Raw genomic sequence first — 25,067 nt, forward strand, 5'->3', positions numbered from 1 at the left:
ACCCTCACCGTCCCCCGACGACCTCACGATTACCGCCACGGCGGCGTGCGTCGCCACGTTCGCCGACCGGCCGCGGGGCGCGGGCGGGCGGGCACACGCCGATCGCCGGTACTCTGGGCCGCGTGATTGTGCAGGCAGCCTCGGAGTCCGTGACCAACCTAGCCCTGATGCCCCAGTGGATGGACCCGATGTATCTGCTGACGGAGTCCTGGCTCAAGAACCTGGTGCTGCCGGCGATCCTCGCCATCGTCTTCATCGAGACGGGCCTGCTGTTCCCGCTCCTCCCTGGTGATTCGCTGCTGTTCACCGGTGGCCTGCTCGCCGCCCAGCCGAACCCGCCGGTCAACATCTGGGTGTTGATGGTCGCCGTGCCGGTGATCGCGATCCTCGGCGACCAGACCGCGTACTGGATCGGTCGCAAGATCGGCCCCGCGCTGTTCAAGAAGGAGGACTCGCGCTTCTTCAAGAAGGAGTACGTGACCGAGTCGCACGCCTTCTTCGAGAAGCACGGGCCGAAGACGATCATCCTGGCCCGTTTCGTACCGATCGTGCGCACCTTCACCCCCGTGATCGCGGGCGTCTCGAAGATGAACTACCGCACCTTCCTCGGCTACGACATCGTCGGCGGCATCCTGTGGGGCGGTGGCGTCACCATCCTCGGCTACTTCCTCGGCAATGTGGCCTTCATCCGCGACCACGTCGAGGCCATCTTCCTGCTCATCGTCTTCATCTCGATCCTGCCGGGCATCGTCGCGGTTTCCAAGAAGGTGCTGGCCTCGCGCCGGGAACCGGCCGTGGTGACAGCGCAGGAGGTCCCCGTGGCCCAAGACGACCCGACGCCGTAGCCGATGACGCTCGCCGCCGGCAGTTTTGCGCCACTTGAAACCGCCGGACCGGCGGTGGTGTGGCTGATAGTCCTCGCCTTCGTCTTCCTCGAGTGCGCCGTCATCATCGGGCTGTTCCTGCCCGGTGACTCGCTGCTGATCACGGCGGGCATCGTGCTCGCCGGCCATTCCTCGGGTTCCGTCCACGTGTGGGCGCTGTCCGCCGGTGCCGCCGTCGCCGCCATCGCGGGCAACCAGGTCGGCTACCGGATCGGTATGCGTACCGGCCACCATCTGGTGGCTCGCCGCGGCGGCCGCTACGTGACGGCCGAGAACCTGCACAAGGTCAATGTCCTGCTGGACCGGCACGGCTTCATGTCGGTGCTGGTGGCCCGCTGGATCCCGTTCGTCCGCACCCTGTGCCCGCTGGTCGCGGGCGCGGCCGGGATGAACCACCGCATGTACACGGTGGCCAGCAGCCTTGGTGCGCTTGCGTGGGCGCCGGTGCTGCTGCTGATCGGCTTCTACGCGGGCGAGTTCCTCAAGCGCGTGCCGTGGCTGATGCCCGCGGTGCTCGCGGTGATGGTGGTTTGCCTGATCGTCGGCACCGTGCTCGGCATCCGGCACTACCGGCAGGAGATGGCGAAGCCACCCGTGGACTACACCGTCGACTGACATTCAGACCTCATTGCACTGCGACAGCGACCGGATGCGTATAGGTTCTCCACCGACCAATCGGTACCTTTCTCACGCTCAAGGTGGACTCCCCGTTGTCGAAGGAATCGTTCGATGCTCGGCCCGTGAATGACGACTCCGCCCCCGTCTTCCCACCGGAGCTTGCTCGCCGAAAGTTCCTGAAGACACTCGCCATCGGCGTCCCGGCACTCGCCGCGGGCTGCGCCGAAGCCAATGCCTCCGTACTCGACACGAGGCCCGGCGAGGGACCGGCCGGAGGAGAAGGTGCCGGCACGAGCGGATCGCCCCACCTCTCCTCGTCCCCCGTCACCGTGCGGCGCTGGGAGCCCGAGACCGTACCCGAATCGACAACGGTCTTCCCGCGCACCGTGATCGCGGGGGACATGCGATCGACGTCATTCGTCGTCGCGTGCTACATGGCCGACAAGGCGCCCAAGCGCCTGGTCGTCTGGCGGGCGGGCGCGACGCCGAAAACGGTCGAGGTCGCGTTCGAGTCGGACGTGATCCCGGATGCGGACGGCTTCTCGAAGACCAAGGTCGACAACCTGGAGGCCGGGACCTGGTACTCCTACGGCCTTTTCGACGGGGAGGCCGAGACTGCGACCATTCGCTCACTCATCGGAAGCGCACGCACCGCGCTCGCCGAAGGCAGCCTCGAGCCCGTCACGGTCGGCGTCAGCTCCTGCGTCGGACAGGGCACCCTCCTACCCGACTACGCGAACCCGCTCAGCCTCACCCCCTTCCACTGGCCCCTGCTCAGCAAGGCCGCCGAACGCGATTTCGACGCCTTCATCACGCTCGGCGACCAGGGCTACATGGACCTGGTGTACGCCAACGGCGGCACGTACGAGGGCTACCTCGCCGGATGGGGGGCGTATCACGCCGGCGGCTATCGCGACCTCTTCCCGCGTGCGGGGATCTACGCCACCTGGGATGATCACGAGGTCACCGACAGCGGCACGGTTGTTCCCTGGACCAGCAACCCCGCGGAGCGGCAGAAGATCGACAACGCCAAGCGCGCCTATTACCGCGTGCAGGCACTCGAAGCCGACGACCCCGAGCAGACGCCGCTGTGGCGCACGTTCCGTTGGGGAAACACTGTCGAATTCATCATCCTGGACTGCCGCCAGGAGCGGACCGCCGAGCGCATGATGAGCCAGCCTCAACTCGACTTTCTCCTGCAGCGCCTCGAGCAGTCGCCCTGCCACTTCAAATGCGTCGTCACCTCCGTGCCCTTCGCACGGGTCAACCACCTCCCGTCGAAGGAGGACCGCTGGGAGGGGTACAGCGACCAGCGCGACCGGGTGAAGGCCTTCATCAACGAGAAGAACATCCGCAAGGTCCTGTGGGTCACCGGCGACATCCACATGTGTTACGCGGGCCAGATGGAGCTGCCCGCCGACGACGGGTCGCTCGCCGGGCAGATGTGGGAAATCTGCTGCACGTCCGGCAACACCAACCCCGGATGGATGCTCCTTCCCGACCGGCAGTTCGTGTGGAAGAGCGGGACCCCGCACGTGCCGTTCCTGACCTTCGATCCGCACGCGGACTCGGTGAAGCTCGTCTTCGTCGACGACGAGGGCGGCGCCGCCTTCGAGCGGACGATGCTCCTCCCCTAGGCGTGCACTGACCGCAATGTGGCTGCGGCGCAGCCACTCAGTGCTCGTGACCGCCGAGTTCCCAGGCGGGCAACGGATCCGGGTAGCCGACCCACGCTCGCGCACCGGCAGCCACCTCGTCCTCGGTCAGCAGGGCGGCGTCGAGGATCCGCTTCGGCGCGTGCACGTCCAGGCGGACACCGATGAACACGAGCTCCTGCGCCCGCGGCACCTCGGTGCTCGACCACAGCTGCGCGGGCTCGATCGTCAGGTTCGGCCCCGCCTGCGACCAGATCGCCGCGACCTCGGGTCTGCTGGCGATCCAGCAGAACCCCTTGCTGCGCAGCACCCCCTTCAGCTCGGCGAGTGCGACCTCGAGTCGTGCCGGGTGGAACGGCCGGTCGGCCCGGTAGGTGACGCTACGGATGCCGTATTCCTCGGTCTCCGGCGTGTGCCCACCGGCGAGCTCGTCCTCCCAGCCGGGCGCCCGGGCGGCGAGCTCGGGGTCGTAGAGCCCGGTCTCGAGGACCTCGTCGAGGTCGACGACGCCCGCCACCGTGCGCAGCAGTCGCGCGGACGGGTTCAGCCTGCGCAGCGTGGCCTCCACGGTCCCGGCGCCCTTCTCGCTGACGAGGTCGGTCTTGGTGAGCAGCAGGACGTCGGCGAACTCGACCTGGTCGACGAGCAGGTCCGAGATGGTGCGCTCGTCGCCGTCCCCTGCGACCTCGCCGCGGTCGGCGAGGCGCTGACCGCGGGTGAGCTCACCGAGGAAGGTCGAGGCGTCGACGACGGTGACCATCGTGTCGAGCTGCGCGATCTGGCCGAGGCTGAACCCGTCCTCGAACTCCCAGTCGAAGGTCGCGGCGACCGGCATCGGCTCGGAGATGCCGGTCGATTCGATGATGAGCTGGTCGAACCGACCGTCCCTGGCCAGTTCCCCGACCGCCTCGATGAGGTCCTCTCGCAGGGTGCAGCAGATGCAGCCGTTGGTCAGCTCGACCAGCCTCTCCTCGGTCCGGTCGAGGTGCCCCTGGCCGGCGACCAGGGCGGCATCGATGTTGACCTCGCTCATGTCGTTGACGATCACCGCGACGCGGCGCCCGTCGCGGTTGGCGAGCACGTGGTTGAGCAGGGTGGTCTTTCCCGCACCGAGGAATCCGGACAGGACCGTGACGGGCAGTTTCTTTGTCGGGGCTGAGGTCATCCACTAACGATAATGGTTATCGTTTTATTTAGCGACTTCGCGCGATGCCCGCCACCCGAGTCTTGGCATTGAAGGCGTCGACGGCCCATCGGACGAGTTCCGCGTTGGAGGCGTCCCTCAGCGGGGTGGTAGAGACAAATCACGCACGCTCGCCGAGCTCCGGCGTACCTTCACAGGGCATGGGTGCACCACAGGACACGAGACGAAGGACGGCGGTCATGTCCGAGTTCCCCCCGATCGCCGATTACGCCTTCCTGTCCGACTGCCAGACGTCGGCCCTGGTCGCGCCGGACGGATCGGTGGAGTGGATGTGCATTCCCCGGCCCGACTCGCCCAGCGTGTTCGGCGCACTGCTGGACCGGTCGGCCGGCTCCTTCCAACTCGGCCCCACGCACGCCCAGGTGCCCTCGCAGCGCCGGTACCTACCGGGATCGATGGTCCTCGAGACGACCTGGTGCCTGCCGACGGGAACCCTGGTGGTGCGGGACGCGCTGGTGATGGGCCCGTGGAACGGCACCACCCGGTCGGACGAGTACCGGCGGCCGCCCGCCGACCACGTGGCGCAGGACATGCTGGTGCGCACCGCCGCGTGCATCGAGGGCAGCGTCGAGATCACCGTCAACTGCATGCCGCTCTTCGAGTACGGCAGGTCGACCGGCTCGTGGGCGTACGCAGGCGAGGGTTACGAGAGCGCCACCTGCTCCGCCGGGGAGCTCACGCTGACGCTGACGAGCAACCTCCGGCTCACCTTCGGCGCTGCGAGGGCGGGAGCCAGGACCGAATTGTCCGCGGGGGAAACCGCTTTCGTCGCCCTCTGCTGGGACGGTCATTCAGTCGCGAGTGTCGGCGAGGCCACCGAGCTCCTCGACGGCACCGACCGGATGTGGCGCGACTGGATCAGGAAGGGCAACTTCCCCGACCACCGGTGGCGTCCGCACCTCGAGCGCAGCGCCCTCACCCTCAAGGGGCTGACCTACGCACCGTCGGGCGCGCTGATGGCCGCCGCGACCACCTCGCTTCCGGAAACCCCTGGTGGCGAACGGAACTGGGACTACCGGTACACCTGGGTGCGCGACTCGGCCTTCATGCTCCGTGCCCTGTTCGAGCTCGGCTACGACTGGGTGGCCTTCGAGTACTTCGCGTTCCTGATCGACGCGGTGGCGAGCGGACCGCTGCAGATCATGTACGGCCTCGACGGCGAACGAGACCTGACCGAACGCACCCTCGACCATCTGGCCGGCTATGACGGCGCCCGCCCGGTCCGGGTCGGCAACGGCGCATGGAATCAGCGCCAGCACGACATGTGGGGAATGTTGATCGAGTCGGTCGCGACCCACGTCAAGCACGCCAGCCAGCTCGGCCCTCCCGCGTGGGCCCTGGTCACCCAGCTGGTCGACGGCGCGATCGACGTCTACCCCAAGCCGGATCGAGGGATCTGGGAGGTGCGCGGCGAGCCCCGCCACTTCACGGCCTCGAAGGTCATGTGCTGGGTTGCGGCCGACCGAGGCGCGATCATGGCCGCGGACCGCGGCCAGACCGAGCTCGCGCAGAGGTGGCGGCAGGCAGCCGACGAGATCCACGCCGACGTCTGCGCCAACGGGGTCGACGACCGGGGCGTGTTCGTACAGCACTACGACACCACCGCGCTCGACGCCGCCACCCTGCTGATCCCGATCATGGGTTTCCTTCCCCCGGACGATGATCGGGTCCGTGCAACGGTGCTGGCGATCGCCGACGAGCTGACCGCCGACGGGCTGGTCCTGCGCTACCGGACTGAGGAGACCGACGACGGCCTCTCGGGAGTGGAGGGCACGTTCACGATCTGCTCGTTCTGGCTGGTGTCCGCCCTCGCCCTGATCGGCGAGGTCGACCGGGCGCGGATGCTGTGCGAGAAGCTGCTCTCGTTCGCCAGCCCCCTGCATCTCTACGCCGAGGAGATCGAGTCCTCCAGCGGCAGGCATCTGGGCAACTTCCCGCAGGCGTTCACCCACCTCGCGCTCATCGATGCCGTCACCAGCGTGATCAAGGCCGGGGGCTGAGGCCGGGGGCTGAGGCCGAGGACTAGAGCGCTCCCGACGCCACGTACGCGGCCTCCATCAGCATCCAGCCGCCGAGCTGCACCGAGAAATCGCGCTCGGCGATGTCGGAGGACCGCACGGTGCCGCCGGTGAAGGTGGCGATCCCGTCGCCGAGCCCTGGCAGGTGAGCAGGCGCCGTCCAGTCCCGTCCGAACAGGGGCAGCCCCTCGACCTGGAGGCGGTTCTCCCACGCGACCTCCGCGGAGTCCAGCACGATCTGCGCCGCGGTCCGGCGGGCCCGCACGTCCGCCGCGCGATCGCCCGGCAACTCGGCGGCGACCAGCGCCAGGTAGCGCGCGAGGATCCCGTTGAACAGACCGCCGTCCCCTCCCCCGCCGCCGACGATCAGGCCGTCCTCGGTGAGCCGCTTGTCGATGGCCTCGACCAGCGCGTGCACCCGGTGCCGGTGCCGGGGCGCCCCGAGCCGCACCGCGAGCTCGGTCTCGGTCCCCAGCGCCACGCCCTGGCAGTAGCTGTAGATCTCGCGGTCGAGTTCCCCTGCCGAGTCCGGGCCGTCGGTCCGGATGCCGTCGAACATCAGGCCCGTGAACGGGTCCCGGAGTTTCTCGTCCATCCAGTCCGCGATGGCCTGCGCCCGCCACAGTCGCCCGGTGCGGGCCAGCATGATCGCGGCTGGACCGTTCGCCGGGGTGTTGTAGAAGTTGGACCTCTTGCACCACGGGATGCCGCCGCCCTGGTCAGGGGCCCACGCATCGAAGAGCTCGGATTCGAGGTCCTGGATGGCGTTCCTGTAGTCGAGGTGGTGCAGTCGCTGCGCGCGCTCGAGGGCGATCCCGAGCCAGGCCATGTCGTCGTAGTAGTTGTTCGTCCATCCCCCGATGTTGCGGACGCGATGTGCCCGAGCAATTTTGGTGATACGACGGCGGCGCTTGGGGGTGGGATCCCGCAGCGCGGCATCCACGACGCAGTCGAGCAGGTGCGCCTGCCACCAGTAATGCCAGCTGAAGAAGAGCCGTTCGCGACGCACCGGCGGCCAGGCCACCACGCCGAGGGCGGTGCCGGGCAGGGCCCACAACCGGCGGACGTGCCGGGAGACCATCGCTTCCTCGGCGGCGTCGGCGCGCTCGGCCCACTGATGCTGCATAACAAACGATCTTGCCTACATATGTGACGAATCGCTACCAGGCACGCCCCAGGTCGGCGTGCTGGCGAATCCACGCGTGCATCGCGATGCCGGCGGCGACCCCTGCGTTGATGCTCCTGGTCGATCCGAACTGGGCGATCGAGACGGTCATCTCCGCCGACCGTTTCGCGTGGTCGGTGACGCCGGGGCCCTCCTGGCCGAACAGGAGGATGCACTCACGCGGCAGGCTCGCCGTCTCCAGCGGCACCGAGCCAGGCGTGTTGTCCACGGCCACAACGGCCAGGTCGCTGCGGGCCGCGTATTCGAGCAGGGTCTCCACGTCCGGGTGGTGGACGATGTGCTGATATCGGTCCGTCACCATGGCCCCGCGGCGATTCCAGCGACGCCTGCCGACGATGTGTACCGCGGCCGCGGCGAAGGCGTTGGCGGTGCGGACCACGGTGCCGATGTTCGAGTCGTGCCCGAAGTTCTCGATCGCGACGTGGAACGAATGCCGCCTGCTGTCGATGTCCGCGACGATCGCCTCGCGGGTCCAGTACCGGTACGCGTCCACCACGTTGCGGCGGTCACCGAGCGCGAGCAACTCCGGGTCGTAGCGGGGATCGGTCGGCAGCGGGCCGTCCCGCTCGGTGTCCCATGGCCCCACCCCGTTGGGGTGCTCGCCCCACTCGGTGGGGCCCGGCTCTGCGTCGCCGACGCTGTCGTCACTCACGACACCATTGTGCCGCCCGGTCTGACGTGCACCGACCCCCGGGAGCCGTCGGCTCCGCGGCCTCGAGCGCCCGGCGGTGCGGTCGGCCGGGCGATTCCAAAAGGGCGTGGCGGGCGGGTGGCGGCACGCCGTTCTGGCGGATGTGGCCCATGTCTCCCTCCCACACACTGGTCCACGTCACACGATCTACAACGAAGTAGGGAGTATCGATGGGGAATGTCGCGACGGTAACCGGCCGGAAGGCCCCGGACGTCCGATCGGACGACCCGGCGTCGCCACCCGCCACGCTGCGCTTCGCGCCCACCGGCGGAGACGGCTCCGGCGCGCTGATCGCCACGCTGACCTGGCCGGACGGCGCCCCGCTGCTCGCCGACCTGGTGGAGACCTTCGCTCACATGGGCCTGTGTGTCGCCGCCCACGAACTGGTGCGCGACAACGACCGGTCCCCCGCCACCGACGAACACCGATTCACCTTCTGCCCCACCGATTTTCCTTGGACTCCTGACACCGCGGAGCTGGTGTCGCTGGCCTTCACCGCCACCGCAACCGGCACGGTCGAGGTCGACGGCTTCCTGCGACTGGTCGCAGCCGCGCAGCTGCCGTGGACCGATGCGGTGCTGGTCAGGGCAGCCAGCCGGTACCTGCGCCAGGTCGGTCTTGAGCTGTCCGAACCGACGATCATCGATCTGCTCGTCGCGCAGCCCGAGTTCGTCCGCGCCCTGGTCGCTCTCTTCCACGCCCGCCTCGATCCGTCGGTCGGCTCGCGGGAGGTACTCGTGGACCGGGCCACCGCGGAGCTGACCCGCTCCGTCGCGGAGACCTCGACCCTCAGCGAGGACCGCCTGCTGCGCGCCCTGTGGTCGTTCGTGACCGCCACCCTGCGGACCAACTGGTTTCAGGACGGGACCCGGCGCGGCGGCCCCTCGGCCTTCAAGATCGATCCCTCCCTGCTGACCGTGCGGGCAGCGGTGACGCCGTTTCGCGAGATCTTCGTCCACGGCCCACGCCTCGAGGGCAGCCACCTGCGCGGCGGCCCGATCTCCAGAGGCGGGCTGCGGTGGTCGGACCGCCCCGACGACTTCCGCACCGAGGTGCTCGGCCTCATGAAGACCCAGACCGTGAAGAACTCGCTGATCGTGCCCATGGGCGCCAAGGGCGCCTTCGTCGTCCGCGCCGCCGACCCGACCCCCGAACAGGTGCGGCGCGCCTACCGCGACTTCATCGGCGCGCTGCTCGACGTGACCGACAACATCGTCGACGGCCGCACCGTGCACCCCGCGGACACCGTCGTCCACGACACCCCCGATCCCTACCTGGTGGTGGCGGCGGACAAGGGCACCGCCCGGTTCTCCGACCTCGCCAACGACATCTCGACCGAGCGCGGGTTCTGGCTCGGCGACGCGTTCGCCTCCGGCGGGTCGAGCGGCTACGACCACAAGCGGATGGGCATCACCGCGCGCGGAGCGTGGGGCTCGGTTCGCCGGCACCTGGCAGAGCTCGGGCTGGCGGTCGACACCGATCCCGTCACCGTCGTCGGCATCGGCGACATGTCGGGCGACGTCTTCGGCAACGGGATGCTGCTGTCCCGGCAGCTCCGATTGATCGCCGCCTTCGACCACCGCCACGTGTTCCTCGACCCCGACCCGGAACCGGAACGGTCGTACCGCGAACGCGAACGCCTCGCCGCGCTGCCGCACAGCAGCTGGGACGACTACGACCGCACCGTCATCTCGCCGGGCGGGGGCGTGTGGCCGCGCACCGCGAAGGTGGTGCCGCTGTCCCCTCAGGCCCGCCGCAGGCTGGGCGTCGAGGCGACCGAGCTGCCGCCGCACGAGGTGATCAGGGCCATCCTGCGCGCCCAGGTCGACCTGCTGTGGAACGGCGGCATCGGCACCTACGTGAAGGCATCCTCGGACACGAACGCGGACGCGGCCGATCCGGCGAACGACACCGTCCGGGTGGACGCGGCCACGCTGCGCTGCCGCGTGATCGGCGAGGGCGGCAACCTCGGGCTGACCCAGCGTGCGCGCGTGGAGTTCGCGCTCGCGGGCGGCAAGGTCAACGCCGATTTCATCGACAACGCGGCGGGCGTGGCCACCTCCGACCGGGAGGTCAACCTCAAGATCGCCCTCGACGCCGCCGTCCGCTCCGGCGACCTGCCGTCCGGTGATCGCGATCCGGTGCTCGCGGCGCTCGAGGACGACGTCGCCGAGGCGGTGCTCGCCGACTGCGACCGCCAGTCGCTCGCCATCAGCCTCGCCGAGGCCAACGCCTCCTTCCTGCTCAGCAAGCACGAACGCCTGATCGAGAACCTCGAGCAGTCGGTCGCGCTGGACCGGGCGATGGAGGTGCTGCCGACGGCCGCCGAGCTCGCCGCTCGTCAGCGCGCGGGCACCGGCCTGGTGCGGCCGGAGATCGCGGTGCTGCTGGCGATGTCGAAGAACCTGGTCCGCAGCGAACTCCTCGACTCGTCCTCGATCGACGATCCGGTGTTCGCGGACGTGCTGCTCGACTACTTCCCCGGACCGATCAGGGACCGCCTCGGCGCGGGCCTGCGCAGGCACCGGGTGGCACGCGAGATCGTCGCGGTGATCCTGGCCAACGAGATCATCGACCGGGTCGGTCCCGGATTCATCCACCGGCTCGAGGAGCGGCTCGGCGCGAGCACGCCGCAGATCGTGCTCGCGTACTCGGTGGTGCGCGCGGCGTTCGACGTCGACCGCCTGTGGCACCGGATCCTGACGCTGCCGGATATCGATCAGGACGCGCGGTTCGGGCTGCTGTTCGGCGTTCAGGACCTCATCGAGCGGGCGACGTCCTGGCTGCTGCGGCACCGCGACCCGGCGGCCGATCCACGAGCGGAGGTCGCCCGACTCACCCCGACGGTGGCGGCGCTCGCCGCGGACCTGCCGCCGCTGGGCGGCGGGCTCGACGAGGGCCTCATGTCGCTGCGCGAGCTGTCCCAGGCACCGGCGCTCGGTGAGACCACGGACCGGTCCGGGCGTCCGGTCGCCTACGTCAGCCGGGTGTACCGCGAGATCGGACAGGCCTTCGGCCTCGACTGGCTGGCCGAGGCGATTCCGGCCGACGCATCCGCGGACCATTGGGACTCGATGGCGGCTGACGCGATCGAGGACGACCTCTACGAACGCTGGCACGCGCTGGTCGCGATCGTGCTGCGCGACGCGGGCCCCGATGCGTCGGCGACGGACGCGATCGATCGGTGGCGCTCGGCCAACCCGACCGGTTCCGCTCGCCTCGTGAGCCTGGTCGGCGACCTGCGGCGCGGCGGTCACGTGAACGGGGCAAGGGGCTGCGTCGTCAACGCCGAGCTCGCGCTGGCCGTCCGGGGGTGACGGTCAGCGCCCGCGGGAGATGATCGCGAGGAGCAACTCGGCGCGCACCCGGGCGACGTCCATGTCGCAGCCGAGGATGGTCTCGATCCGTGCGATGCGGCTGCGCAGGGTGTGCCGGTGCACACCAAGCGTGGCCGCTGCCGATTCCCAGTGCCCGTTCGCCTCGAGGTACGCCCGCAGCGAGGTGAGCAGCTCGGTGCCCTGACGAGCGTCGTGATCGGCCAGCGGCGTGAGCAACGTGTCCGCGACGGCATCGAGCACCCGGCGGGAATCCGGGAAGGTCAGGAGCGCGCTGCCCGCGAGCGTGGCGAATTCGATCGGGCGACCGCCGAATTCGGCCGCCGAGGCGGTCAGCCGGGCCTGTTCGACGGCCGCGGCCAGCTCCTCCACCCGGTGCGCGGCACTGAGGCCGACCCGCATCCCCTTGCGGTCCGGTGAACGCACCCCCTCGAACAGCCTGAGCGCGAAACCGATGTCGTCGCCGCCGCGCAGCAGCACCGTCAGCCGGGCACCGTCGCGGCGCGCGAACAGCTGGCGGGCGGCGCCACCACACCGCTCGTCCACGACGGACTCGACCCGCTCCGCCAGGTCCCCGGTCTCACACAGGACCACCATCGCCCGCAGCAGCCCGCGGTCGTCGGCGGCCTGGCCGACCTGGCCGCGCGCCGGGCCCAGGTCCAGCTCCGTGGACAACAGCAGGCCCAGCGCCTCGCTGTTGAGCCGGTTCTGCGCGGCCCGAAGTCGGCGTGGCTTCTCGAAATCCAAGGCCAGCAACGAGTTCGCATGACCAAGCAGGACCTGGTCGAGGTGACTGAGGGCGGTCGGGCTCACGGCCGCCAGGTGGCCGTGGACCACCGCGCCGATGCCGATGGTCTGCACCGCGATGGTGGCCCCACCCCGGCCGAGCGCCGCGCTGCTCACCGCGGACCCGGAACCGGCGGCGATCAACCCCGTGATCTCGGTCAGCACGGCCGGGTCGACGCCATCGGGGTGGGCCTCGATCACCCGCCCGCCGGTGTCGAGCAGCAGCACGGTCGCCGAGCAGGCCACCGCCAGCTCGCGGATCGTCGCGCCCGCCCCACCCTGGATCGCGGCGCGGGTCATCCGCGGCTGCGCCCGCGACGCCCGCAGGACGGCCTCGTACTCCTGCTCGGCGAGCCTGCCCATCACCTTCTTGGCGACGGCGGCGAACGGGGTCGGCAGCGGCACCTCCAGCAACGGGAGCGCGAACTCCTCGGCCGCGGAGATCAAGTCCTCCGGCACCGCGGCGTGCGACAGACCGGTGCCGAAACCCAGTGCGGCAATACCACTTTCGGAGAGCTCTCGCACGTAACGCCGTCGATCACCCGAGGCCTCTGGCAGCCCGATCCCGGTGGTCAGGATCAACTCACCGCCGGTGAGCCACTGCGATGGATCGCTCAGCTCGGTGGTCGAGACAAAAGTGATCTCTCGACCGAGTCCGGCAGCACCAGCCCTGAGCTCGAGTGCCAACTCCGGCTGCGACAACAGCCAGCGGACGGGAAGGTTCATCTGACACTCCAGCACTGTGGCGGCTCTGGTTCGCGCGTCGGGCAATGCGCCGATCCGGCGAACGATTGACTCTGGCACCCGCCATTTTGGCAGATGACGCGAGATGTGAGGGGGAGCACATTGGGGAAGCCCCCGATCGAGAGGACCCCCGGTGCCGACGTCAGCACTTCTGAAGAACTACATCGACGGCGAATTCACGCAGTCCGCATCCGACCAGGTGATCGACCTGATCAGCCCGGTCGACGAGACGGTCGCCGGGCGCGCCCCCGTGTCGACCACGGCGGACGTCGACGCCGCGGTCGCCGCGGCGCAGCGCGCGTTCCTGACGTGGGGCAAGACCACGCCCGGGCAGCGGCAGGCGGCGCTGCTGGCGCTGGCCGACGCCGTCGAGGCGCACAGCGACGAACTGGTGGAGGCACAGTGCCGAAACACCGGCCAGTCGAAGGCTGCCGTCGCGTCGGAGGAAGTGAAGGCCGGGGCGGACCAGCTGCGGTTCTTCGCCGGCGCGGCCCGGATGCTCGAGGGCAAGTCGGCAGGCGAGTACATGGAGGGATTCACCTCGTACGTACGGCGTGAGCCGATCGGCGTGGTCGGTCAGGTCACGCCGTGGAACTACCCGCTGATGATGGCGATCTGGAAGATCGGTCCGGCGTTGGCGGCCGGGAACACGATCGTGCTCAAGCCGAGCGACACCACCCCGGAGAGCACCCTGGTGCTGGCGAAGCTGTCGAAGGGGATCCTGCCGGACGGCGTGTTCAACGTGGTCCTCGGCGATGCGCAGACCGGTGCGAGCCTGGTCGAGCACCCGACCCTCGGCCTGGTGTCGATCACCGGGTCGGTGCGGGCGGGGATCGCGGTCGCGGTCGCGGCGGCCAAGCAGCTCAAGCGGGCGCACCTCGAGCTCGGCGGCAAGGCGCCTGCCGTTGTGTTCGGCGACGTCGACGTCGAGCGGGCGGCGACCGGGATCGCCGAGGCCGCGTTCTTCAACGGCGGGCAGGACTGCACCGCCGCGACCAGGGTGCTCGTGCACGAGTCGATCCACGACGCCCTCGTCGACGCCCTCGTCCGCAAGGCGGAGACCATCCGGCCCGGTCTGCCCGACGACCCGGACGCGTTCTACGGGCCGCTCAACAACGCCGGGCACTTCGCCCGCGTCGCCGAGAAGATCGCCGCCCTGCCGCCGTCGGCCAAGGTCCGTACCGGCGGCACCCGCGTCGGCGACACCGGGTACTTCTTCGCCCCGACCGTCATCACCGGGGTCGAGCAGCACGACCCCATCGTGCAGGAGGAGACGTTCGGCCCGGTGCTCACCGTGCAGTCCTTCTCCGACGAGGACGAGGCCGTCACCCTCGCCAACGACGTCGACTACGGCCTCGCCGCCAGCGTCTGGACGCGCGATCACGCCACCGTTCAGCGGGTGTCCGCCGCGCTCGACGCGGGCGCCGTCTGGGTCAACTGCCACATCCCGCTGGTGGCCGAGATGCCGCACGGCGGCTTCAAGCAGTCCGGCTACGGCAAGGACCTCTCGGCCTACGGGGTCGAGGAATACACGCGGCTCAAGCACGTCATGAGCTCGCACGACTGATCCGCGGCCGACGCACCCCCGCATCGAACCACCTCCAAGAAGGACCCTGACATGAGCACCATTTCCTACCGTCTCCCCCAGAAGCGCGCGCTGGTCACCGAGCTGCCAGGCCCGAAGTCGACCGAGCTGGGCATCCGCAGGCGCGCCGCGGTCGCGGCAGGAGTCGGATCAAGCGTGCCCGTCTACGCCGCAGACGCGGACGGCGGCGTGATCGTGGACGTGGACGGCAACTCCCTCATCGACCTCGGCGCCGGCATCGCGGTCACCAGCATCGGCGCCTCCGATCCCCGTGTTGCCCAGGCGGTTTCCGAGCAGGCCGCGCATTTCACGCACACCTGCTTCATGGTCACCCCCTACGAGAGCTACATCCGGGTTGCCGAGGAACTGGCGGCCCTGACCCCCGGTGACCACGAGAAGCGCACCGTGCTCTTCAACTCCGGCGCCGAGGCCGTGGAGAACGCGATCAAGGTCGCCCGCCTGGCCACCGGCCGGATGGCCGTCGTGGCGTTCGACCACGCCTACCACGGCCGCACCAATCTCACGATGGCGCTGACCGCGAAGTCGATGCCGTACAAGACGAACTTCGGCCCGTTCGCCCCCGAGGTCTACCGGATGCCGATGTCGTACCCGTTCCGCGACGAGCAGGGGCTGACCGGCGAGCAGGCCGCCCGCCGCGCCATCACCCAGATCGAGAAGCAGATCGGCGCCGACAGCGTCGCCGCGATCATCCTCGAACCCATCCAGGGTGAGGGCGGATTCATCGTCCCCGCACCGGGATTCCTGCCCACCCTCACCGCATGGGCTCGCGAGAAGGGGGTCGTGTTCATCGCCGACGAGGTCCAGACCGGGTTCGCCCGCACCGGCTCCTGGTTCGCCTGCGACGACGAGCAGATCGTCCCCGACATCATCACCATGGCCAAGGGCATCGCGGGCGGCCTGCCCCTCTCGGCGATCACCGGCCGCGCCGAACTCCTCGACGCCGTGCACCCCGGCGGACTCGGCGGCACCTACGGCGGCAACCCCATCGCCTGCGCCGCCGCCCTCGCCACCATCGAGACCATGCGCGAACTCGACCTGCCCGCCCGCGCCCGCCACATCGGCGACACCGCCACCACCCGACTGCGCGCCCTCGCCGCACAGGTCCCCGCCATCGGCGAGGTCCGCGGCCGTGGCGCCATGATCGCGATCGAACTCGTCCGCCCCGGCACCACCGAGCCCGACGCCGACCTGACGAAGGCCATCGCCGCCAAGGCGCTCGAACAGGGCGTCATCGTGCTGACCTGCGGCACCTACGGCAACGTCATCCGCCTCCTGCCGCCCCTGGTCATCGACGACGACCTGCTCGACGACGCACTCACCGTCCTCGAGCAGGCGATCCGCGCCGCTGCCGCCTGACCCATCCCACCTCGCCGAAACAGGACCGCCCATGAGCAGCATCGCCCGCCTCCTCGCCTCCGTTCCCACCCGCCTCTGGATCGACGGCGCCGACACCGATCCCGTTGACGGCGGCCACTTCTCCGTCGTGAACCCCGCCACCGGCGCGGTGGTGGCCGAGGTCGCCGACGCCCGCGGCAAGGACGCCCTCCTGGCTCTCGACGCCGCCTGCCGGGTACAGGACGAGTGGGCGGCGACCGCGCCGCGGGAGCGCTCGCGAATCCTGCGGCGGGCGTGGGAACTGGTCGTCGAGCGAACCGAGGACCTGGCGCTGCTGATGACCGTCGAGATGGGCAAGACCCTGGCCGAGAGCCGCGGGGAGGTGGCCTACGGCGCCGAGTTCCTGCGCTGGTTCAGCGAGGAGGCCGTGCGGATCGGCGGCCGCTACACCGAGGCACCGTCGGGCAACGGGCGGATCCTGGTCACCAAGGCGCCGGTTGGGCCGTGCCTGGCGATCACGCCGTGGAACTTCCCGCTGGCCATGGGCACCCGCAAGATCGGTCCCGCCCTCGCCGCCGGGTGCACGATGATCGTCAAGCCCGCCGAGGACACCCCGCTGACCATGCTGCTGCTCGCCGAGATCCTCGCCGAGGCGGGGCTGCCGGCCGGGGTGCTCTCGGTGCTGCCCACCTCGGACGCGGCCTCCGTCACCGAGCCGCTGCTCGCCGACCCGCGGCTGCGCAAGGTGACCTTCACCGGGTCCACCCGCGTCGGCAAGCTGCTCATCGAGCAGTCCGCCCAGCAGGTGCTGCGCACCTCGATGGAGCTCGGCGGCAACGCCCCGTTCATCGTGTTCGACGACGCGGACGTCGACGGCGCGGTCACCGGTGCGATGGCGGCGAAGATGCGCAACGGCGGTGAGGCCTGCACGGCCGCCAACAGGATCCTCGTGCACAACGCCGTGCGCGAGGAGTTCACCGCCAAGCTCACCGAGCGGATCGCGGCGCTCCGCGTCGGTCCCGGCTACGAGGACGGAACCGAGCTCGGACCGCTGATCAACGACAGGCAACGCGGCGCCGTTGCCGCGCTCGTCGCCGACGCGGTGGACGCGGGCGCCCGGGTGCGTACCGGCGGGCACGTCGTCGACGGTCCGGGGTACTTCTTCGAGCCGACCGTGCTCGACGAGGTCCCGGCAGGCGCACGAATCGTGCGCGAGGAGATCTTCGGGCCGGTCGCCGCGATCACCGGCTTCGACACCGAGGCCGAGGCCATCGCCGCCGCCAACGACACCGAGTACGGGCTCGCCGCCTACTTCTACACCCGCGACCTCGACCGGGCCATGCGCGTGGCCGCTGCCCTCGAGTCCGGGATGGTCGGCGTGAACCGCGGCGTGATCTCCGACCCCGCGGCACCCTTCGGCGGGGTCAAGCAGTCCGGCCTCGGCAGCGAGGGCGGCACCGAGGGCATCGACGAATACCTCAGCACCAAGTACATCGCGCTGCCCGCCTGACCACGTCAACGCTGTAGAGAACTCGGAGGATCACCATGCAGTTGGTCGTCGGCTACATCGCCACCCCGAGCGGGGATGATGGTCTCGCGCTTGGGATTCGGCTCGCCCGCAGCCTGAATGCGAGCCTGAGCATCTGCATGGTGATTCCCCCCGACCGAACGCTGCCGATCCGGCTGCCCGACGATCCCGGCTACGACGACGCGCTGGTCGAGCAGGCCCACCAATGGTTGGCCGACGCGCTCGGGTCCGTTCCCGAGGACGTGAGCGCGACTGCTCATCTGAGCTTCCACGAGTCCTTCTCCCAGGGCCTGCTCGACGAGGCGGCGCGGCTGCATGCGCAGGCCATCGTGGTCGGCGCTGCCCGCGACGGCCTGCTCGGCAGGCACGCCATCGGCACGGTGACCAGCGAGTTGCTGCACAGCTCCCCCGTGCCGGTGGCCCTGGCACCGCGCGGAACCCGCTACCACCACACCCGACGTGTGCGCGAGGTGACCTGCGCGGTCGGTACACGCGCGGGCGCAGATATCTTGCTGCGCACCGCGGTCCGCAGCTGCGGGCGCATGCAGACCCCACTGCGTCTGGTATCGCTGGTGTCGATCGAACCGCATCACGATCTGCGCGGCGAGCCGGGCGAGGTCCGCGAGCGCGCGCTCACCCATGCCAGGAACATGGTGGAGGAAGCCAGGTCTCGGCTCGATCATGGTGTTGCCACGACGGCCCTCGTGGCCGACGGCGACTCCGTCGAATCCGCTGTGAGCACCCTCGACTGGCACGAGGGCGATCTCATCCTGGTCGGGTCCAGCCGACTCGCTCAACACCAACGACTTTTCCTCGGGTCGACCGCAGCGAAGATGCTGCGCGTGATCCCGGTGCCCATGGTGGTCGTCCCCAATTCGGACCGCCATCTCGATGACTGACCCATCCGTGCCCGCCCGACAAGGCGAAGGACACTGACCCAGGGAGCTGGACCATGGATAGACAACACACGGCCGCGCCGCCGACCGATGGCCTCGTGGCCAAGGGACTGGCGTCCAACAAGGTCGGCACGCTCTCTGGGGCGATCCTCGGGATCTCCTCGGTGGCACCCGGATACACGCTCACGGCGAGCATCGGGCTGATCGTCGCGGCGGTGGGGCTGAAGATGCCCGCGATCTTCATCGCCGGCTTCATCCCGATGTTCCTGACCGCCTATGCCTACCGAGAGCTGAACTCCGAATCACCGGACTGCGGGGCCTCGTTCACCTGGTCGACGAAGGCCTTCGGCCCCTACGTCGGCTGGATGTGCGGCTGGGGCATGGTCATCGCGACGATCATCGTGTTGTCGAACCTGGCCGCGATCGCGGTGCAGTTCTTCTACCTGTTCATCGCGCGACTGTTCGACGCACCGCAGATCGCCGACCTCTCGGACAACAAGTTCGTGAACGTCGGGACGACGCTGGTGTTCCTGGCGATCGCCACCTGGGTGTCGAGCCGCGGCATCACGACCAGCGAGCGCGTCCAGTTCGTGCTGGTCGGATTCCAGATGACCGTGCTGCTTGCGTTCGCGGGTGTCGCCCTGTGGCACGTCGCCGCAGGCGACGCACCCGCGCACCTGAACTTCAGCCTGGACTGGTTCAACCCGTTCACCGGGGTCACCATCGCCGCGTTCGCAGTCGGCCTCACCGGGTCGATCTTCGCCTTCTGGGGCTGGGACACCTGCCTGACCCTCGGCGAGGAGAGCAAGGACCCAAAACGGACCCCTGGCCGCGCCGGCCTGCTGTGCGTGCTGTCCGTCCTGGTGACCTACCTGCTCGTGGCGGTCGCGTCGATGATGTATGCGGGAGTCGGCGACACCGGCGTCGGTCTCGGCAACCCGGACAACGCGGAGAACGTCTTCGGCGCACTCGGCGAGTCGGTGCTCGGACCATGGGGCGGCCTTGTGCTGTTCCTCGCCGTGCTGGCCTCGTCGGCCGCCAGCCTGCAGACCACGTTCCTGCCCGCGGCGCGCACCATGCTCGCGATGGGCGCGTACGGCGCCTTCCCGAAGAAGCTCGCCGAGATCCACCCCCGCTTCATGGTGCCCTCGTTCGCCGCGGTCGTGGCAGGCGCGGTGACCGCCGCGTTCTACACGATCACGACGTTCCTCTCCGAGCGCACGCTGCTCGACACCATCGCGGCGCTCGGCATCATGATCTGCTGGTACTACGGCATCACCGCGTTCGCCTGCGTCTGGTATTTCCGCCACGAGCTGTTCAGCAGCGCGCGCAATATCGCCTTCAAGTTCCTCTTCCCGCTGCTCGGCGGCATCATGCTGCTGGTCGTGTTCGTGATCTCCGTCGGGGAGAGCATGAACCCGGACAACGGCAGCGGCACGGCGATCGGCGGCATCGGACTGGTGTTCTACCTGGGCTTCGGGCTCCTGGTGCTCGGAGCGATCCTGATGCTCGTGATGCGCGCGCGCAATCCCGCGTTCTTCCGGGGCGAGACGCTGACCCGTTCCACACCCGCTTTCACCGACGACCTTCCTGCCGAACTCCCGGCGACGGCGAAGGTCAGCTGATCCGGCCCGCGGGTGGTCATCGTCATCGCGCCGACGAAGCCTCGGCTCGCAGTCCGGCGATGAGCACGCGCAGGCCGAAGTCGAAGGCGTCGTCGGCACGATTCGGTGCGGTACCCGCCGCGGCCAGCGCGGCCCGCATCGGCTCGTTCGCTCGCGGCGTGTTCGCCCACACTTCCTGGGGTGCAGCAAGATCCAGCGCCGAACCGAGCACGAAACTGTCGAGGGCGGTGATGGCGTGCAGCACCTCGGCCGGGGAGAACCCGCCCGCGGTGAAGGCCGTCGCCAGCGCGTTGTACATCTCGAAGGCGACATCGGTCTGCACCGTGTGTGCGGTCAGCAGTGGGATCAGCCGCGGGTGCTTCGAGTAGCTGAGCCGATACTCCCGGGCCAGCGACGCCACGGTGTCGATCCAGTGGTCAGCGGCCGCGTCGTGCTCGTCGAGGCGGATCGATGCCATCGCCCTTGCCCGCATCAACTCGATGATCTCGGCGCGGCCCGAGACGTGGTTGTACAGCGACGAGGGCCGTACGTTCAGGCGCTCGGCAAGCCCCGGCATCGTGAAATCGCCTGCGGTGTCGACCATTTTCAGCGCCGCATCGACGATGATCTGCGCCGATAGCAGGCGCTGCGGTGGGCGCGGCATCCGTCCTCCTCCTCCTCCGGCCAGATCTGGCCGTTCGCACTCTCCCCCTTGTCAACGGGGCAGGAAATCACCATACTTAACGAATCACATTCGTTTTATCCCCGGATCACACCCCAGGACACCGATGTTGACCATCACTTCACTCACACCCCCGAACTCCCCCGCCCGCGTGCAGGAGCCCTCCCGCCCGCCCTTGCGCGTGGCCCTCGTCCAGCACCGCTGGAACGAGGACGAGGACGCGCTGCGCGCCGAACTGCGCGGCGGCATCGCCGAGGCCGCCCGCCACGGCGCGCGGGTGGTGTTCCTGCCCGAGCTGACGCTGAGCCGCTATCCGGCCTTCACTCCCGGCGGCGACAGCCCGGGCGATCACGCCGAGGACCTGCTCACCGGGCCGACCTTCACCTTCGCCGCCAAGGCCGCCGCCGAACACCGCGTGCTGGTGCACGCCTCGCTCTACGAGCGGCGCGGCGAGGAGAACGGCACCAACTACGCCGACGGGCTGGGATTCAACACGGCGATCCTCGTCGCGCCGAGCGGCGAACTCGTCGCCCGCACCCGCAAGCTGCACATCCCGGTGACTGCCGGCTATTACGAGGACACCTACTTCCGTGGCGGCCCTGCCACCGACGAGGCGTATGCCGTGCACGCCCCCGACCGACTCGACGGCGCCCGCATCGGCATGCCGACCTGCTGGGACGAGTGGTTCCCCGAGGTCGCCCGCATGTACTCGCTCGGCGGCGCGGAGATCCTCGTCTACCCCACCGCCATCGGCTCCGAACCGGATCACCCCGACTTCGACACCCAGCCGCTGTGGCAGCAGGTGATCGTCGGCAACGGCATCGCCAACGGCACGTTCATGGTGGCCCCCAATCGGTACGGCGACGAGGGCCTGATCACCTTCTACGGCTCCTCGTTCATCTCCGACCCGTACGGACGGATCCTGGTGCAGGCCCCGAGGGACGAGTCCGCGGTCCTGGTGGCCGATCTCGACCTCGCGCAGCGGCAGGACTGGCTGACCCTGTTCCCGTTCCTCGCCACCCGGCGTCCCGACACGTACGGCCGGCTCACCGCGCCGGTCGAGACCGCGCACCCCATGGGCAGGTCGTGATGGGTTGGCGGATGCCCGCGGAGCGGGACCGACACGAGCGCACCTGGATGGCGTACCCGAGCGAGGGTTACTCGCTCGGCGACACCGCCGAGGAACACCACGAGGCCAGGTCGGCATGGGCCGCGGTCGCGAACGCGGTCGCCGAGTTCGAGCCGGTCACGGTGGTCGTCGACCCGGCCGAGGTGGACGCGGCCAAGCGGTACCTGAGCGGGGCCGTCGAGCTCGCCGAGGCACCGCTGAACGACGCCTGGATGCGCGACATCGGTCCGACCTTCGTCGTCTCGGACGACGGCCGCGTCGGCGGGGTGGACTGGGTCTTCAACGGCTGGGGCGGTCAGGACTGGGCCCGCTGGGACCGGGACTCGAAGATCGGCGCGTTCGTCGCGGATCGGGCAGAGGTGGAGCTGATCGACTCGCCGCTGGTGAACGAGGGCGGCGGCATCCAGGTCGACGGCGAGGGGACGGTGCTGGTCACCGAGACCGTGCAGCTGGACCCCGGCCGCAACCCCGGCCTGACCAAGGCCGAGGTGGAGGCGGAACTCGCCCGCACCATCGGCGCGACCACGGTGATCTGGCTGCCGCGCGGGCTCACCCGCGACCACGAGCGCTACGGCACCCGCGGGCACGTCGACATCGTCGCTGCCATCACCGCGCCCGGCGTCGTGCTGGTGCACGACCAGCGCGCACCGGAGCACCCCGACCACGCGGTCAGCCGCGAGATCATCGACCTGCTCGGCCGGACCACCGACGCGGCGGGCAGGCCCTGGCAGATCGTCCCGGTGCCCGCGCCCCGCACGCTCACCGACGCCGAGGGTTTCGTCGACTTCAGCTACCTCAACCACTACGTGGCCAACGGCGTGGTCGTCGCGTGTGCCTTCGGCGACGAGAACGACACCGAGGCCGCGGCCATCCTGGCCGACGCGTACCCCGGCAGGCAGGTGGTCAGCGTCGACGCGCGCCCGATCTTCGCGCGCGGCGGCGGCATCCACTGCATCACCCAGAACCAACCCAGCGCGCCATAGTGGCGCGGATGCCGATGCGAGATTCGACGCATCGGCACCCGCGAAAGTGTGCCCTGGGAAACAGAATCGAACCCACCCCACCTTCGATGAAGGAGTTCCCTTGCCCGCAATCACCCGTGATGTCGTCGTCGTCGGGGCCGGTCCGTCCGGCCTGACCGCCGCCACCGAGCTGAAGAAGGCCGGGCTGTCCGTCGCGGTGCTCGAGGCCCGCGATCGAGTCGGCGGCCGGACCTGGACCGACACGGTCGACGGCGCGATGCTGGAAATCGGCGGCCAGTGGGTCTCCCCCGACCAGTCGGCGCTGTACGCCACGCTGGAGACGCTGGGGCTCAAGACGTTCGACCGGTACCGCGAGGGCGACTCGGTCTACATCGCACCCGACGGCACCCGCACCGCGTACTCCGGCGACTCCTTCCCGGTCAGCGAGCACACCCGCGCCGAGATGGACCGGCTCGTCGCGATCCTGGACGAGCTCGCAGCCGAGATCGGCGCCGAGGAGCCGTGGGCACACCCCCGTGCCCGCGAGCTCGACACCGTCTCCTTCCGGCAGTGGCTGGCGGCGCACAGCGACGACGAGGAGGCCCGCAACAACATCAGCCTGTTCGTCGCAGGCGGCATGCTGACCAAGCCCGCCCACGCGTTCTCCGCGCTGCAGGCGGTGCTGATGGCGGCGTCCGCCGGCTCGTTCAGCAACCTGGTGAACGAGGACTTCATCCTCGACCGCCGTGTCATCGGCGGCCTGCAGCAGGTCTCGCTCGGACTCGCGGAGTCGTTGGGCGACAACGTCTTCCTGAACTCGCCGGTCCGCACCGTCCAATGGGGCAACGACGGGGTCACCGTCCTCGCGGACGGGGACCTCCGGGTGGACGCCCGCCGCGTCGTGCTGGCGGTGCCGCCCAACCTGTACCCGCGGATGTCGTTCGATCCGCCACTGCCGCGTCGACAGCACCAGATGCACCAGCACCAGTCCCTCGGCCTCGTCATCAAGGTGCACGCCGTGTACGACACCCCGTTCTGGCGCGAGGACGGTTTGTCCGGAACCGGTTTCAGCGCAGCAGAATTGGTGCAGGAGGTGTACGACAACACCAACTACGGCGACACCCGCGGCACCCTGGTCGCGTTCGTCTCCGACGAGAAGGCCGATGCGATGTTCGAGCTGTCGACGGCCGAGCGCAAGGGCAGGATCCTCGAGTCCATCGCGCGTTTCCTCGGCCCCCTGGCCGCGGAGCCGGTGGTGTACTACGAATCGGATTGGGGCTCGGAGGAGTGGACCCGCGGCGCCTACGCCGCCAGCTTCGATCTGGGTGGCCTACACCGCTACGGGCGCGACCAGCGCACCCCCGTTGGACCGATCCACTTCTCGTGTTCCGACATCGCGGGCGCCGGATACCAGCACGTGGACGGCGCGATCCGGATGGGGCTGCGGACGGCCGAGGACATCGCTCTCGCATTGGGCAACGCCGCGCACTGAGCTCGGCCGAACGCGACGGAGCCGGGGAGGGACACCTCCCCGGCTCCGTCGCGCTCAGAACGTCTCGTTGGAGTCGGTCGCGATTCGGAACCCGTGCCCGGTGTCGTCCTTCACACAGGTCACGCCCTTCGCCTCGGACTTGCAGGTGAACCCGAACGAGCTCACCTTGTCCCCGAGCGAGAGCACGGAGTCCGCCGCCGAGACGCCGGAGGTGTAGACCGGACCGCCGGAGCACAGGAACTCCCCGGGACCCTTGCCCGTCACCCTGATCCCGTTGCCCCAGTTCACCATGCAGTTCTCCGGCCTTGGCGGGATCGGGGTGGTGGAGCCCTGACAGCCGGCCTCGGTCCTGGTGGGCAGCGAGATGATGCCGCACTCGAAGCCGCCCGTCGGAGAGCTGAAGTAGACCGCCTCGTTGCGTGCGTACTCGACGGCGGTCGTCGAGGGCGGCGCGCTGCTGGTGGTGGTGGTCGTCGTGGGCGGCGCGCTGGTGGTGGTCGTCGGCGCGAACGTGGTGGTGGGCACCGAGGCCGTGGTCGTGGGCACCGCCTGACTGGTCGGCGGCGCCTGACCGGCCTCGGAGCTGCCGCAGGCGGCGGCACCGAACACCACCGCGACACCGAACACCGCTGCTACAACCCGACCTGAACGCACACGCACACCCTTCCTCGACGGTCGCCAAGAACTCTAGTGGCCGACGGGCCGAGGTCGC

19 protein-coding genes are annotated in these 25,067 nt (G+C 69.6%); 13 read left to right on the top strand and 6 right to left on the bottom strand.

What is annotated here, in order from left to right:
- Nucleotides 1–167: 167 nt before the first annotated feature.
- The 3 genes from RM1_RS15435 to RM1_RS15445 all read left to right on the top strand — a co-directional run bounded on the left by RM1_RS15435 (nucleotide 168) and on the right by RM1_RS15445 (nucleotide 3,139).
- Nucleotides 168–845: a DedA family protein gene (locus RM1_RS15435; RefSeq protein ID WP_072752629.1), complete on the top strand. Its 678-nt coding sequence runs from the start codon at nucleotides 168–170 to the stop codon at nucleotides 843–845.
- 3 nt (nucleotides 846–848) lie between these two features.
- Nucleotides 849–1,499 carry a DedA family protein gene (locus RM1_RS15440; RefSeq protein WP_072752525.1) on the top strand — a complete coding sequence of 217 codons (651 nt, stop codon included), beginning with the start codon at nucleotides 849–851 and terminating at the stop codon, nucleotides 1,497–1,499.
- Between the two features lie 125 nt (nucleotides 1,500–1,624).
- Nucleotides 1,625–3,139, top strand: a complete 1,515-nt coding sequence (locus tag RM1_RS15445; RefSeq protein WP_072752527.1) for an alkaline phosphatase D family protein — start codon at nucleotides 1,625–1,627, stop codon at nucleotides 3,137–3,139.
- A 37-nt stretch (nucleotides 3,140–3,176) separates the two neighbouring features.
- Here the strand turns inward: RM1_RS15445 and RM1_RS15450 are convergent, their stop codons facing one another.
- The gene (locus tag RM1_RS15450; protein WP_072752529.1) at nucleotides 3,177–4,322 is read right to left on the bottom strand and encodes a GTP-binding protein; all 1,146 of its coding nucleotides are present in this window, start codon (nucleotides 4,320–4,322) and stop codon (nucleotides 3,177–3,179) included.
- Nucleotides 4,323–4,501: 179 nt separating this feature from the next.
- Between RM1_RS15450 and RM1_RS15455 the strand changes: the two genes are divergently transcribed.
- Nucleotides 4,502–6,361 (top strand): glycoside hydrolase family 15 protein, encoded by a 1,860-nt coding sequence (locus RM1_RS15455; RefSeq protein ID WP_083576744.1) that lies wholly within the window; start codon nucleotides 4,502–4,504, stop codon nucleotides 6,359–6,361.
- Nucleotides 6,362–6,383: 22 nt separating this feature from the next.
- Here the strand turns inward: RM1_RS15455 and RM1_RS15460 are convergent, their stop codons facing one another.
- Nucleotides 6,384–7,505, bottom strand: coding sequence for a glycoside hydrolase family 76 protein (locus RM1_RS15460; protein WP_072752533.1), 1,122 nt, complete (start codon nucleotides 7,503–7,505; stop codon nucleotides 6,384–6,386).
- A gap of 34 nt (nucleotides 7,506–7,539) precedes the next feature.
- Nucleotides 7,540–8,217: a TrmH family RNA methyltransferase gene (locus RM1_RS15465; RefSeq protein WP_072752535.1), complete on the bottom strand. Its 678-nt coding sequence runs from the start codon at nucleotides 8,215–8,217 to the stop codon at nucleotides 7,540–7,542.
- Nucleotides 8,218–8,426: 209 nt separating this feature from the next.
- On the opposite strand from RM1_RS15465, the gene RM1_RS15470 reads away from it, so the two are divergent.
- Nucleotides 8,427–11,573, top strand: a complete 3,147-nt coding sequence (locus RM1_RS15470; RefSeq protein ID WP_072752537.1) for an NAD-glutamate dehydrogenase domain-containing protein — start codon at nucleotides 8,427–8,429, stop codon at nucleotides 11,571–11,573.
- 3 nt (nucleotides 11,574–11,576) lie between these two features.
- Here RM1_RS15470 and RM1_RS15475 read toward each other — a convergent pair whose 3' ends face one another.
- Nucleotides 11,577–13,103 (bottom strand): PucR family transcriptional regulator, encoded by a 1,527-nt coding sequence (locus RM1_RS15475; protein WP_072752631.1) that lies wholly within the window; start codon nucleotides 13,101–13,103, stop codon nucleotides 11,577–11,579.
- A gap of 151 nt (nucleotides 13,104–13,254) precedes the next feature.
- Between RM1_RS15475 and RM1_RS15480 the strand changes: the two genes are divergently transcribed.
- Genes RM1_RS15480 through RM1_RS15500 form a run of 5 tightly spaced genes read left to right on the top strand, consistent with a single transcriptional unit; the run spans nucleotide 13,255 to nucleotide 20,111 of the window.
- Nucleotides 13,255–14,688 carry an aminobutyraldehyde dehydrogenase gene (locus RM1_RS15480; RefSeq protein WP_072752539.1) on the top strand — a complete coding sequence of 478 codons (1,434 nt, stop codon included), beginning with the start codon at nucleotides 13,255–13,257 and terminating at the stop codon, nucleotides 14,686–14,688.
- 51 nt (nucleotides 14,689–14,739) lie between these two features.
- The gene (gene gabT, locus RM1_RS15485) at nucleotides 14,740–16,083 is read left to right on the top strand and encodes a 4-aminobutyrate--2-oxoglutarate transaminase (protein ID WP_072752541.1); all 1,344 of its coding nucleotides are present in this window, start codon (nucleotides 14,740–14,742) and stop codon (nucleotides 16,081–16,083) included.
- A 31-nt stretch (nucleotides 16,084–16,114) separates the two neighbouring features.
- Nucleotides 16,115–17,572 (top strand): NAD-dependent succinate-semialdehyde dehydrogenase, encoded by a 1,458-nt coding sequence (locus RM1_RS15490; RefSeq protein WP_072752542.1) that lies wholly within the window; start codon nucleotides 16,115–16,117, stop codon nucleotides 17,570–17,572.
- 35 nt (nucleotides 17,573–17,607) lie between these two features.
- The gene (locus tag RM1_RS15495) at nucleotides 17,608–18,489 is read left to right on the top strand and encodes a universal stress protein (protein WP_072752543.1); all 882 of its coding nucleotides are present in this window, start codon (nucleotides 17,608–17,610) and stop codon (nucleotides 18,487–18,489) included.
- Between the two features lie 53 nt (nucleotides 18,490–18,542).
- Nucleotides 18,543–20,111, top strand: coding sequence for an APC family permease (locus RM1_RS15500; protein ID WP_072752544.1), 1,569 nt, complete (start codon nucleotides 18,543–18,545; stop codon nucleotides 20,109–20,111).
- A gap of 22 nt (nucleotides 20,112–20,133) precedes the next feature.
- Here the strand turns inward: RM1_RS15500 and RM1_RS15505 are convergent, their stop codons facing one another.
- Nucleotides 20,134–20,754 (bottom strand): TetR/AcrR family transcriptional regulator C-terminal domain-containing protein, encoded by a 621-nt coding sequence (locus RM1_RS15505; protein WP_072752545.1) that lies wholly within the window; start codon nucleotides 20,752–20,754, stop codon nucleotides 20,134–20,136.
- A gap of 124 nt (nucleotides 20,755–20,878) precedes the next feature.
- On the opposite strand from RM1_RS15505, the gene RM1_RS15510 reads away from it, so the two are divergent.
- The 3 genes from RM1_RS15510 to RM1_RS15520 all read left to right on the top strand — a co-directional run bounded on the left by RM1_RS15510 (nucleotide 20,879) and on the right by RM1_RS15520 (nucleotide 24,355).
- Entirely contained in the window at nucleotides 20,879–21,862 is a 984-nt protein-coding gene (locus RM1_RS15510; RefSeq protein WP_072752546.1) for a nitrilase-related carbon-nitrogen hydrolase, read from the top strand.
- Complete coding sequence (locus tag RM1_RS15515; RefSeq protein WP_072752547.1) at nucleotides 21,862–22,884, top strand: agmatine deiminase family protein; 1,023 nt, start codon at nucleotides 21,862–21,864, stop codon at nucleotides 22,882–22,884. The genes RM1_RS15510 and RM1_RS15515 overlap by 1 nt, the downstream gene beginning before the upstream one ends.
- A gap of 100 nt (nucleotides 22,885–22,984) precedes the next feature.
- On the top strand, nucleotides 22,985–24,355 hold the full coding sequence (locus RM1_RS15520; protein ID WP_072752548.1) for a flavin monoamine oxidase family protein: 1,371 nt from the start codon (nucleotides 22,985–22,987) through the stop codon (nucleotides 24,353–24,355).
- Nucleotides 24,356–24,409: 54 nt separating this feature from the next.
- Here RM1_RS15520 and RM1_RS15525 read toward each other — a convergent pair whose 3' ends face one another.
- Nucleotides 24,410–25,009 (bottom strand): hypothetical protein, encoded by a 600-nt coding sequence (locus RM1_RS15525; protein ID WP_072752549.1) that lies wholly within the window; start codon nucleotides 25,007–25,009, stop codon nucleotides 24,410–24,412.
- Nucleotides 25,010–25,067: the final 58 nt, after the last annotated feature.

Source organism: Rhodococcus maanshanensis NBRC 100610 (assembly GCF_001894865.1).
GTDB classification, from domain to species: domain Bacteria; phylum Actinomycetota; class Actinomycetes; order Mycobacteriales; family Mycobacteriaceae; genus Rhodococcus_G; species Rhodococcus_G maanshanensis.

What these genes read in the sequence shown, in the direction of transcription:
- RM1_RS15475 (WP_072752631.1), bottom strand. Translation starts at nt 13,103, where the DNA reads ATGAACCTTCCCGTCCGCTGGCTGTTGTCGCAGCCGGAGTTGGCACTC.
- RM1_RS15450 (WP_072752529.1), bottom strand. Translation starts at nt 4,322, where the DNA reads ATGACCTCAGCCCCGACAAAGAAACTGCCCGTCACGGTCCTGTCCGGA.
- gabT (WP_072752541.1), top strand. Translation starts at nt 14,740, where the DNA reads ATGAGCACCATTTCCTACCGTCTCCCCCAGAAGCGCGCGCTGGTCACC.
- RM1_RS15515 (WP_072752547.1), top strand. Translation starts at nt 21,862, where the DNA reads ATGGGTTGGCGGATGCCCGCGGAGCGGGACCGACACGAGCGCACCTGG.
- RM1_RS15495 (WP_072752543.1), top strand. Translation starts at nt 17,608, where the DNA reads ATGCAGTTGGTCGTCGGCTACATCGCCACCCCGAGCGGGGATGATGGT.
- RM1_RS15505 (WP_072752545.1), bottom strand. Translation starts at nt 20,754, where the DNA reads ATGCCGCGCCCACCGCAGCGCCTGCTATCGGCGCAGATCATCGTCGAT.
- RM1_RS15470 (WP_072752537.1), top strand. Translation starts at nt 8,427, where the DNA reads ATGGGGAATGTCGCGACGGTAACCGGCCGGAAGGCCCCGGACGTCCGA.
- RM1_RS15455 (WP_083576744.1), top strand. Translation starts at nt 4,502, where the DNA reads ATGGGTGCACCACAGGACACGAGACGAAGGACGGCGGTCATGTCCGAG.
- RM1_RS15490 (WP_072752542.1), top strand. Translation starts at nt 16,115, where the DNA reads ATGAGCAGCATCGCCCGCCTCCTCGCCTCCGTTCCCACCCGCCTCTGG.
- RM1_RS15510 (WP_072752546.1), top strand. Translation starts at nt 20,879, where the DNA reads ATGTTGACCATCACTTCACTCACACCCCCGAACTCCCCCGCCCGCGTG.
- RM1_RS15500 (WP_072752544.1), top strand. Translation starts at nt 18,543, where the DNA reads ATGGATAGACAACACACGGCCGCGCCGCCGACCGATGGCCTCGTGGCC.
- RM1_RS15460 (WP_072752533.1), bottom strand. Translation starts at nt 7,505, where the DNA reads ATGCAGCATCAGTGGGCCGAGCGCGCCGACGCCGCCGAGGAAGCGATG.
- RM1_RS15435 (WP_072752629.1), top strand. Translation starts at nt 168, where the DNA reads ATGCCCCAGTGGATGGACCCGATGTATCTGCTGACGGAGTCCTGGCTC.
- RM1_RS15440 (WP_072752525.1), top strand. Translation starts at nt 849, where the DNA reads ATGACGCTCGCCGCCGGCAGTTTTGCGCCACTTGAAACCGCCGGACCG.